At 72.3% G+C, this 10,309-nt stretch carries 9 protein-coding genes; 3 read left to right on the plus strand and 6 right to left on the minus strand.

The genetic code is table 11. The features are described 5' to 3' along the window. Nucleotides 1-152 precede the first annotated feature (152 nt). Genes ACE3O1_RS12905 through ACE3O1_RS12930 form a run of 6 tightly spaced genes read right to left on the minus strand, consistent with a single transcriptional unit; the run spans nt 153 to nt 7,608 of the window. Nucleotides 153-821 carry an NUDIX hydrolase family protein gene (locus ACE3O1_RS12905; RefSeq protein WP_374315671.1) on the minus strand — a complete coding sequence of 223 codons (669 nt, stop codon included), beginning with the start codon at nt 819-821 and terminating at the stop codon, nt 153-155. A 36-nt stretch (nt 822-857) separates the two neighbouring features. Further along, entirely contained in the window at nt 858-2,453 is a 1,596-nt protein-coding gene (locus tag ACE3O1_RS12910; protein ID WP_374315673.1) for a dipeptide ABC transporter ATP-binding protein, read from the minus strand. Continuing rightward, the gene (locus ACE3O1_RS12915) at nt 2,450-3,307 is read right to left on the minus strand and encodes an ABC transporter permease (RefSeq protein WP_374315675.1); all 858 of its coding nucleotides are present in this window, start codon (nt 3,305-3,307) and stop codon (nt 2,450-2,452) included. Before ACE3O1_RS12915 ends, ACE3O1_RS12910 begins: the two co-directional genes overlap by 4 nt. Next, nucleotides 3,304-4,260 (minus strand): ABC transporter permease, encoded by a 957-nt coding sequence (locus ACE3O1_RS12920; RefSeq protein ID WP_374315677.1) that lies wholly within the window; start codon nt 4,258-4,260, stop codon nt 3,304-3,306. The genes ACE3O1_RS12915 and ACE3O1_RS12920 overlap by 4 nt, the downstream gene beginning before the upstream one ends. Before the next feature lie 28 nt (nt 4,261-4,288). After that, nucleotides 4,289-5,932 carry an ABC transporter substrate-binding protein gene (locus tag ACE3O1_RS12925; RefSeq protein WP_374315679.1) on the minus strand — a complete coding sequence of 548 codons (1,644 nt, stop codon included), beginning with the start codon at nt 5,930-5,932 and terminating at the stop codon, nt 4,289-4,291. Then, nucleotides 5,929-7,608, minus strand: coding sequence for an amidohydrolase (locus ACE3O1_RS12930; RefSeq protein WP_374315681.1), 1,680 nt, complete (start codon nt 7,606-7,608; stop codon nt 5,929-5,931). The genes ACE3O1_RS12925 and ACE3O1_RS12930 overlap by 4 nt, the downstream gene beginning before the upstream one ends. A 159-nt stretch (nt 7,609-7,767) precedes the next feature. Between ACE3O1_RS12930 and ACE3O1_RS12935 the strand changes: the two genes are divergently transcribed. From ACE3O1_RS12935 to ACE3O1_RS12945, 3 genes are all read left to right on the plus strand, one after another. Next, nucleotides 7,768-8,445 (plus strand): TetR/AcrR family transcriptional regulator, encoded by a 678-nt coding sequence (locus tag ACE3O1_RS12935; protein ID WP_374315683.1) that lies wholly within the window; start codon nt 7,768-7,770, stop codon nt 8,443-8,445. A gap of 66 nt (nt 8,446-8,511) precedes the next feature. Beyond that, nucleotides 8,512-9,171 (plus strand): alpha/beta hydrolase, encoded by a 660-nt coding sequence (locus ACE3O1_RS12940; protein WP_374315685.1) that lies wholly within the window; start codon nt 8,512-8,514, stop codon nt 9,169-9,171. Between the two features lie 249 nt (nt 9,172-9,420). After that, nucleotides 9,421-10,309 (plus strand): ATP-binding cassette domain-containing protein (locus tag ACE3O1_RS12945; RefSeq protein WP_374315686.1); only part of this gene is annotated, 889 nt, incomplete at its 3' end.

Consider the following 10,309-nt stretch of genomic DNA (forward strand, 5'->3'; position numbering starts at 1 on the left):
CGGCTTCGGGGGCGAGGCCGCGGCCCCGCCCCACCAAAGTGCAGGAGTTATGCGCCGGGGCAGACCGGGGCAGACCGGGGAGGCCGCCGGCCCCGCCCCACCAGAGTGCAGGAGTTATGCGCCGAGGCAGACCGGGGAGGCCGCCGGCCGGGTCAGCGCAGCGCGCCGACGCTGGCGAGCGCGAGGCGCACGAGGGTGCCGCGGCCGCCCTCCATCTCGGCGGAGAGGGCATCGGATGCCGCTTCCTGCGGCGCCATCCACGTCACCTCGAGCGCATCCTGGCGCGGCTCGCACGTGCCGCTGACCGGCACGACGAACGCGAGCGAGACGGCGTGCTGGCGATCGTCGTGGAAGGCGCTCACGCCCGGGATCGGAAAGTACTCCGCCACCGTGAACGGCGTCGGCTGGGGCGGCAGCATGGGGAAGGCCATCGGGCCGAGGTCGTTCTCGAGGTGGCGGAAGAGCGCGTCGCGCACCGTCTCGCCGTAGCGGACGCGGCCCGAGACCAGCGTGCGGGTGATCTCTCCGAGCGGGGTCGCCCGCAGCAGGATGCCGACCTCCATCACCGCCCCGACGCCGTCGGTGCGCACCGGCAGGGCCTCGACGTACAGCATCGGCAGCCGTCGGCGGGCCTCGGCCAGCTCGACATCGGTCAGCCAGCCCGGATTCGCGGAGCTCCCGGGGGTGGGCGAGCCGAAGCTGCCGTCGCCGACCGGGTGCCCGCCCTGCCCGAAGGACGCGCCGACGCCGCGGAGCGGATCCCGGGGCGTGCCCGAGTCGTCGCTCTCGTTCGGGTCGGGGTCAGGGGTGCGGACCGGCATGCCTCCTGTATACCCCACAAGGTGCCGCGGCGCGGGTCAGCGCGGAAGCGAGGCGGGCACCGAGGCGAGCAGGCGACGGGTGTACGGATGCCGCGGCTCGGCCAGCAGTCGCGCGGTGGGCCCACGCTCGACGATCTCTCCCTGCGACATCACCACCGTCTCCTCGCACACGCGGCGCACGACGGCGAGATCGTGGCTGATGAACAGGAGCGTGAGTCCGCGGTCGCGGCGCACCGCCGCGACGACGTCGAGCACCTGCGCCTGGATCGAGACGTCCAGCGCGCTCGTGGCCTCGTCCATGACCAGCAGCCCGGGTTCCACGGCGAGGGCCCGCGCGATGGCGACGCGCTGACGCTGGCCGCCGGAGAGGGTGCGAGGACGTGCGGACGCGTGCTTCTCGCCGAGTCCGACCGAGTCGAGCAGCGCGAGGACGCGCCGCCGGGACTCGGCGGTCGAGAGCTTCGTGTGCAGTCGCAGGGCATCCTCGATCGCGCGGCCCGCGGCGATGCGGGGGTCCAGCGACAGGTACGGATCCTGGAACACCATCTGCACGCTGCGGGCGTGCGCGAGCCGCTCCGCGCGCGTGCGCGGCACCGCGGTGCGTTCGCGCCCGGCGATCGTGATGTCGCCGGCATCCGCCTGCTCCAGCCCCACCACCATCCGGGCGAGGGTCGACTTGCCCGATCCCGACTCGCCGACCACCGCGAGCGCGCCGCCCTCGGGAACCTCGAACGACACCTGGCGCACCGCCTGCACGGGCGCCTTCCCCCGGCGGTGGTAGGACTTCGACAGGTCGCGCGCGTCGAGCAGGGGGGCCGCGCCGGATGACGGCGGCGGCGTCGGCGGATCGGCGAGCGGGCCGTCGAGCGTGGGCGTCGTGGCGACCAGGCGGCGGGCGTAGTCGGTGACCGGCGCCGTGAGCACCCGGGCGGCGACGCCCTCCTCCTCGATCGCCCCCGCCCGCATGACCGCGATGCGGTCGCACAGCGACCCCGCGAGGGTGAGGTCGTGGGTGATGAAGAGCAGCCCCATGCCGCGCGCATCGCGCAGCTCCTTCAGGAGCCCGATGATCTCGGCCTGCGTCGTGACGTCGAGCGCGGTCGTCGGCTCGTCGCACACCAGAAGGCGGGGGTCGCTGGTGAGGGCCCCCGCGATCATGACGCGCTGCAGCATCCCGCCCGAGAACTCGTGGGGGTACTGCCGCAGATGCTCCTCCGGATCGGGCAGCCGCACCGCGGCGAGCAGCTCGATCGCGCGCTCACGCGCCCGCACGGCGCTCCACCCCTCGTTGAGCCGCAGCGTCTCGGTCATGTGGTCGCCGATCGTCCGCATCGGGTTCACCCCTGCCCGCGGGTCCTGGAAGATCATCGCCGCTCCGTGCCGGCGGATCTCGAGGAGGTCGCGGCGCGAGGCGCCGAGCACCTCGCGCCCGTGGAGGCGCACCGACCCCGCGGTGCGGGCCCGCTCGGGGAACAGCCCCAGCACGGTCCGGGCGGTGAGCGACTTTCCCGATCCCGATTCGCCGACGAGCCCCACGGTCTCGCCGCGGTCCACCGCGATCGAGATGCCGCGCAGCAGATCCGTCTCATCCGGGAGGCGGATGCCGAGCCCGTCGATCTGCAGAAGCGTCATCGCGATCCTCCTCCGACGCGGCGCGAGAACTCCTCGCCGATGATGTTCACCGCGACCACGACGATCACGACCGCGACCGCGGGGGCGATCGCCGGCAGGAAATGGCCGCCCGGCAGGCCCGCCTGGGCCTCGTTGATCATCGAGCCCCAGTCCGGAGTGGGCGGCTGGACCCCGAGTCCGAGGAACGACAGTGCGGCGAGCTCGGCGAGAACGTAGCCGAAGTTGAGCGTCGACTGCGCGCCCACGACGGGCGTGACGTTCGGGAGCACCCGGCGCAGCGCGATCCACGGTGCGCTGAATCCCTGCACCCGGTACGCCGACACGTACGGACGGTGGCGCTCCGCGGTCACGAGCGTGCGGGTGAGGCGCGCCACGAAGGGGATGTACGCGATGCTCATCGCGATGACGGGTGCGACCAGACCCTTCCCGAACAGCGCGACCGCCATGATCGCGATCAGCAGCGACGGGAAGGCGAAGATGACGTCGAAGAGACGCCCGAGCGCCGCGTCGAGCCACCCGCCGCGCCAGCCGGCGAGCAGGCCGAGCAGCGCGCCGAAGACGGTGGAGAGCACCACGACCAGGAGCGGTCCGACCAGTGCGGTGCGCGCGCCGAAGATGATCCGGCTCAGGATGTCGCGCCCCAGCGCATCGGTTCCGAGCCAGTGCGCCGGGCTCGGCGGCGCGTAGACCGCGAGCAGGTCCACGGCGTCGGGGTCGTACGGGGCGACGAAGGGGGCGAAGACGGCGGCGAGCGCGAACAGGCCGAGCACGACCGCGGCGGTCAGGAACACGGCATCCGCCCGTCGCGCACGCGGCGCGCGCAGGACCCGGACGGCGATCGTCGGCGACGTCATCGGGCACCTGCTCCCGCTGCGGTGCGCGGATCGATCAACGGCTCGAGGACGTCGATCACCGCGTTGACCAGCACGAAGGCGGTGACGATCAGCAGCACGATCGCCTGCACGACCGGGTAGTCGAGACGGTCCACGGACTGGACGAGGAGCGACCCGATCCCGGCGATCCCGAATGCGGACTCTACGATCGAGCTCGCGACGAGGAGACCCGCCACGAGGATGCCGCTGACCGTGAGGATCGGCCACAGCGCGTTGCGGAACACGTGACGACGCACGACCACGGGGCGGCGCAGGCCCCGGCTCGTGGCCACTTCGACGTGCTCCCGATCGAGCTGCTCCACCATCGCGGACCGCGTGACCTTCGCGACGAGCACGGTGAAGACGATCGCGAGCGCCGTCGCGGGTAGGACGAGGTGGTACACCGTGTCGACGAATCCCTCCCCCGACCCGAAGGACGGGAACCAGCCGAGCTGCACCGAGAAGAAGGCGATCAGCACGATCGAGCCGACGAACGAGGGGATGGCCCCGAGGATCGTCAGCGCGACGAGCACCAGGCGGTCGCCCGCGCGGCCCCGGTTGAGCGCGGCGATCGCGCCGAACGCCAGGCCGGCCACGGCGATCGCGGCGCCGGCCATGACCACGAGCATGAGCGTGACGGGGAGGCGCTCGCCGATGACGGTCGCGACATCCTGCCGGTACTGCAGCGAGCGGCCGAAGTCGCCCTGCACGACTCCCCCCAGCCAGTGGAGGTACTGCTGCCACGGCGGCAGGTCGAGCCCGTACAGCTCCTTGACCTCGGCGACGGCCTCGGGGCTCGGCGTGCGGCCGCGCAGCAGGAAGTTCACCGGGTCGCCGGGGACGAGGAAGCGGGAGAAGAAGACCAGGAGCGAGGCGAGGAAGAGGGTGAGCAGGAGCCCACCCAGCTTCCCCGCGACGCGACGGACGGCGGTCATCGGATGCCGGTTGCCAGGACGATCGACGCTAGCTGGCGCCGATGGTCGCCGCCCACGGGTAGTACATGAAGGCGATGGACGGCGCGACGCCGGTGATGCGGTCGCCCAGGAACATCGACATCGGCGCGGTGTACAGCGGCAGCCACGGCACCTGCTCGTTGGCGATCTGCTGCGCCTTGGCCGTCTGCACGCTGCGCGCCGCGGGGTCGTCGATCGCCATCGCCTCGTTCACGACGGCGTCGTACTCGGGGTCGTTCCAGCCGCCGTAGTTGCTGAACTCGCCGGTGCGCAGCACCGCGTACATCTCCAGCGGGTCGGGGCTGGACAGGTACCAGCTCGTCAGGAACAGGTCCACGCCCTCGCGCGCACTCGGGTCGGAGAACAGCGTCGTGTAGGCGCCGGGGGTGACCGATTCGATGCGGGCGGTGAGACCGATGGATTCGGCCGCGGCGGCGGTCGCCTGCGAGATGACCGCGAACTCCCCCGAGATCGGGGCCGTCACGATGACGATCTCCTCGCCCGCGACGCCCGCCTCCTCGACGAGCGCCTTCGCAGCCTCGACGTCGTGGTCGTAGTGATCGACGTCCTCGAACGCGGTCTCGACGGCAGCGGGATCGGCTCCGACCCACACCGACTCGGTCGTCAGCACATCGGTGACCTCTCCGACACCGCCCGCGGCTGCCTGCACGATGCCTTCGCGGTCGAGCGCCATGAGGAGCGCCTGGCGGACGCGCACATCGCCGAGGGGTCCTTCGAGGTTGCTCACGATCAGGCTCGACACGGCGGTCGTGAGGCCGAAGAGGACGTCGCCCGCATCCGATCCGCGGAGCTGCGGGAAGGCCGCCGCGGGCACCATCCAGGTCCCGTCCACCTCGCCCGAGGCGAGGGCGTTCACGCGCGCGGTGGGGTCGGTCTGGAAGACGAACTCCACCTCGCCCGCGCGCGCCTTGAGGTCGGCATCCCAGTAGTCGTCGTAGCGCTCGAGCGTGATCGACTCGCCGGACTTCCAGTCGGAGAGACTGAACGGGCCGGTGCAGTTGACGCCGCCCGACGAGTTGCCGTAGTCCGCACCCGCCGCGGCGAGCGTCGCCGCCGACTCGACGACGCCGGCCGCGCCGCCCATCGCCAGGTTGAACTGCGACCCCGCCGCCGACAGCGTCACGGTCACCTCGCGGTCGCCGGTCTGCTCGATCGACGTCACGTTCTGGTAGCTGGAGTACCAGAACGACCCGACCGCCGGATCGAGGTGCCGGCTCATCGACGCCACCACGTCCGCCGCCGTCAGCGGCGTGCCGTCGTGGAAGGTCACACCGTCGCGGATCGTGTAGACCCACGTGTTCGGGTCTGGCTGCGCCGCCGCCTCGGCGAGCCCGGGACTGAGCGAGTAGTCGGGGTTGAGCCTCAGCAGCGACTCGCACACGTTGGCGAGCACCTGGTTGTCGGCGTAGTCGAAGGCGTAGGCGTAGTCGAGTGAGAACGGCTCGGCATAGATCGACCACGTGAACGAGTCGATGTCGCCGGACGGCGCCGGCGTGACCTCGGTGAGCTCCCAGTCGGTCGGCGTGGCATCCGGGGTCGCGGAGGCGCCGGAGCAGGCGCTCACGACGAGAGCCGACGCGGACAGCCCCGCCACGACGGCGAGGGTTCGGGTGATGGTGCGCAGATTCGTCATGACGGGTCCTTCTCGGTGTCGGTCTGCAGACGGTAGGCGAGCTCGCCCTCGATCCAGGTGGACTGGACGGTGGCGTGGTGGATGTCCTCCGCGGGCACGGAGAACGGGTCGGGCGAGAGCACGACGAGGTTGGCGAGGTAGCCCTCGCGCACCCAGCCGGTGTCGTGGTCGCGGTGGTTCACGTAGGCGGATCCCGACGTGTAGGCCGCCATCGCCGTCTCGAGATCGAGCCGCTGGTGCGCCCCGCCGAGGGGGGCGGCCGTGCTGCCGGGATGCACCCGGGTGACGGCGATGTGGACGGCGTCCATCGGGTCGGCGCTGGAGACGGGCCAGTCGCTGCCCGCCGCCAGCCGAACCCCCGCGCGGGCGAAGTCGCCGAACGGATAGTGCCGCTCCTCGGCGCCGTCGCGGAGGAACGGGAGCGTCAGCTCGTCGAGCTGGGGCTCGTGGGACGCCCACAGCGCCTGGAGGTTGGCGACGGCATCCGTCTCGGCGAACCGCGGCACCTCGGCCTCGTCCACGACCTGCAGATGCGCGAGATGATGCCGGCGGTCGGTGGGGCCGTTCGCCGCGCGCGCGGCCTCGACGGCATCGAGGGCCTCGCGCACGGCTCGGTCGCCGAGCGCGTGGAAGTGCACCTGCATGCCGGCCGCGTCGAGCGCCGTGACGGCCTCGCGCACGACCGACGGGTCGACGAACGACAGCCCGCGGTTGCCCGTGGCGTGACCATGCGGGTCCTTGTACGGCGTGAGCATCGCCGCAGTCTGATTCTCGGCGACCCCGTCGACCATGATCTTCGTGGTCGAGATGGTCAGTCGATCGGCGGGGACCCGTGCGGCGAGCGCGTCGCGCTTGGCGGTCATGCGCGCGACCTGCTCGACGCCCTGGTCGCGTTCCCACCACTGGGCACCGGTGACGTGCACTCGCAGCACGCCCTCGCGCACGGCGCGCTCGTAGGCATCGAGCGGATCGGCGATGATGCTGGACGCGCCGACCGCGGCATCCTGCCACCCGGTGATCCCGAGGGCGATCAGCTCCTCCTGCGCGGCGAGCAGCCCGCGGTAGGCGAGTTCGGGGTCGTGGTCCGGACGCACCCCGGAGAAGAGTTCGCCGGCGCCTTCGTGGAACGTGCCGGCGGGAGTGCCGTCGGCCTCGCGCTCGATGCGCCCGTCGTCGGGGTCGGGCGTGGACGCGTCGAGACCGGCGAGGCGGATCGCGGCGCTGTTCGCCCAGGAGCTGTGGTGGTCGCGGCTGAGCAGCAGCACCGGCCGGTCGGGCACGATCGCGTCGAGAAGCCCGCGGACCGGCGCGCCGCCGGGGAAGTGGTCCATCGACCAGCCGCCGCCGAGGATCCACGGCTCCTCGGGATGCGCGTCGGCGTAGGCCTTGATGCGGGCGACCGCGTCCTCGGCGTCGGCGGCGCCGGTGAGATTGCACTGCAGCAGCTCCATGCCGCCCGAGACGGGGTGCACGTGGGCGTCCTGGAAGCCGGGCGAGAGCAGCGCCCCGTCGAGATCCACGACACGTGTGCCGTCGCCGATCAAGGCGGACGCCTCGGACTCGGGAACGATCGCGGCGATCCGGCCGTCGGCGACCGCCACCGCGAGCCCGGTGATCGGCCGGCCCGTGCCGGTGAACACCGGTCCGCCGACGAACAGCACTTCTGCGACTCCCATGTCGTCCCGCTTCCTCTGAAGGATCTCGATGCGCCGAGGCTATGCCGCCGCAACACTGGTGTCAACGGTGTTGACTAATTCGTGATCTCGCAGGTTAGGCTGATCGCACAGGGCAGGTCGGGCGGATGCCGCATCCTGCCGCCGACGGGAGGACACGACGTGGCGAAGGCGCAGACCGGCCGCACCAGCACGGCCCGCAAGGTGCGCCTGGACCGCGACGCGATCATCGCGGCGGCGCTGGAGCTCGCCGCGGCACCGGGTGCGACGACGGTCTCGTTCCGGGATCTGGGGTCCCGTCTCGGCGTGGACCCCACCGCCGTGTACCGCCACTTCCGCAGCAAGGAAGAGCTGATGGGAGCGCTGTTCGAGCACGTCACCGACATCGGTCTCGACGCGATCGACGCTCCGCCCGAGGAATGGCAGGAGCGGCTGCGGCAGCTCGCGCTGCGCACCCGCGAGGCCCTCAGCCGCTACCCCGCCGTCGGCGGTGAGGCCATGCTGCTCACGACCAACGGCCTCGCCGAGCACCGCGCGATGGAGACGATCCTCGACGCGTTCGCCCGCGCGGGTCTGGAGGGGGACGAGCTCGTCCGGCACTACGCCCTCTTCGCGATGCAGACCCTCTCCGGGAGCGCCAACGCGGCCCGTGCCCGTGCTCTGCACCCCGGCGAGTCCGACTCGCTCTGGCTCGATGCGCCGCTGCTCGTGGACCCCCGCGAGTTCCCGCTCATCGCCCGCAACGCGCCGCGGCTCGCCGAGCTGCGCGACGAGGCGCTCTACCTCGCCGGCATCGACATGGTCATCGCCTCCGCGGAGCGCACCGCCGCCCGCCCCTGACCCCCCGTTCCGGGCCGTTCCGGTCGCGCCGTCGCCGCTCGGCGGTTCGACGGGCAGGATGGACGCGTGAACAACCCCGCGCCCCTCGACGCCGAAGCCGTGCTGTGGTCCGTTCAGGGCGGCGAACGGGAAGGCCAGCCGCTCCTCGTGCTGCTACACGGCTACGGGGCCGACGAGCGCGACCTGTTCGGGCTCGTCCCGTACCTGCCACCCGCGTTCGCCGTCGCCGCCGTGCGCGCGCCGCTCGCACCGCCGTTCCCCGCGCCGGGCTACTCCTGGTATCCGATCGAGAACCTCGAGGATCGGGATCCCGTCCACACCACGGCCGCGGCCGCCGGGCTTCTCGCCTGGGCCGATGCCGCGGCATCCGCTCACCCCTCCATCGGACTCCTCGGCTTCTCGCAGGGGGCCGCAGTCGCGCTGCAGGCGATGCGCCTGGAGCCCGACCGGTTCGCGTTCGCCGTGAACCTGTCGGGATACGTCACTCCCGGCGCCCTGCCGCGCGACGCCGAGCTCGCCGACCGGCGTCCGCCCGTGTTCTGGGGGCGTGGGACGAACGACGACATCATCCCCGGATACCTCGTCGACCACACGACCGAGTGGCTGCCCGGCCACGTCGAACTCAGCGGCCGCGTCTATCCCGGCCTCACGCACAGCGTGTCGGAGCAGGAGCTCGCCGACGTGCGCACGTTCCTCGACAAGCAGCTCGCCGAGCTCAGCGGCTGAGGATCTCCCGGGGCGGTGGGACGCGGCATCCGCTATCGTGGTCCTGCCTCTGTCCCGAGTGTGAGGAAATCCGTTGAAGCTCATCGACGCGACCGCGCTGTAATCGCGCCGCTCCGTCGACCCTTCGACGCGCCGGCGCCCTGATTCCGCGCTGACCCGTCGATCCCGCCGCTTCTTCCTCGGCTCCGGCATGCCCGCCGGCCGTTCGCGGCCCCCGGTGTCAGCGCATGACCGACACCAGGAGGCCTCATGCCCGCCCACACCGCTCTCCCATCCGTCGTGCTCGACCGCGTCTCGTTCGCGTGGCCCGACGGCACCATCGCCCTCGACGGCGTCACCGGCTCGTTCGGCGCCGGCCGCACCGGCCTCGTCGGCCGCAACGGCTCCGGCAAGTCGACGCTGCTGCGCCTCATCGCCGGCGAGCTCACTCCCGACGGCGGCCAGCTGGGAAGGACCGCGGATGCCGCGTACCTCCCGCAGCGGCTGACGCTCGACATCCACCGGCCCGTCGCCGACCTGCTCGGGGTCGGACCCGCGCTGCGCGCGCTGCGCGCGATCGAGTCCGGCGACGCCGACCCCCGTCACTTCGACGCCGTCGGCAGCGACTGGGACATCGAGGCCCGGGCGCACGCCGCGCTCGCCGATGCCGGACTCGCTCCCGGCATGCTCGACCGCACCGTCGGCGGGCTGTCCGGAGGCGAGGCCGTGCTCACGGCGATCGCCGGGATCCGGCTGCGCGGCGCGCCGATCACCCTGCTCGACGAGCCGACCAACAACCTCGATCGCGACGCCCGCGCCCGGCTGCGCGACATGGTGAGGTCGTGGCGGGGCGCGCTCGTCGTGGTGAGCCACGACGTCGCCCTGCTCGAGCTGATGGACGACACCGCCGAGCTGTACGACCACGAGCTGGCCACCTTCGGCGGTCCGTACTCCGAATGGCGCGCGTGGCTGGATGCCGAGCAGGACGCCGCGCGGAACGCCGAGCGCGCCGCAGCCCAGACCGTGCGCCGCGAGAAGCGGGAGCGGATCGCCGCCGAGGTCACCCTCTCGCACCGGGCCGCGATGGGCCGCAAGGCGCAGGCCGAGAAGCGCGTGCCGAAGATCATCGCGGGTGGCCGGAAGATGGCAGCCCAGGTCT

This window comes from Microbacterium sp. (assembly GCF_041909575.1).
Taxonomy (GTDB): Bacteria; Actinomycetota; Actinomycetes; order Actinomycetales; family Microbacteriaceae; genus Microbacterium.

Bases quoted from the DNA above. Each gene is read 5' to 3' on its own strand.
- ACE3O1_RS12905 (WP_374315671.1), bottom strand. From the start codon at position 821: ATGCCGGTCCGCACCCCTGACCCCGACCCGAACGAGAGCGACGACTCG.
- ACE3O1_RS12910 (WP_374315673.1), bottom strand. From the start codon at position 2,453: ATGACGCTTCTGCAGATCGACGGGCTCGGCATCCGCCTCCCGGATGAG.
- ACE3O1_RS12915 (WP_374315675.1), bottom strand. From the start codon at position 3,307: ATGACGTCGCCGACGATCGCCGTCCGGGTCCTGCGCGCGCCGCGTGCG.
- ACE3O1_RS12920 (WP_374315677.1), bottom strand. From the start codon at position 4,260: ATGACCGCCGTCCGTCGCGTCGCGGGGAAGCTGGGTGGGCTCCTGCTC.
- ACE3O1_RS12925 (WP_374315679.1), bottom strand. From the start codon at position 5,932: ATGACGAATCTGCGCACCATCACCCGAACCCTCGCCGTCGTGGCGGGG.
- ACE3O1_RS12930 (WP_374315681.1), bottom strand. From the start codon at position 7,608: ATGGGAGTCGCAGAAGTGCTGTTCGTCGGCGGACCGGTGTTCACCGGC.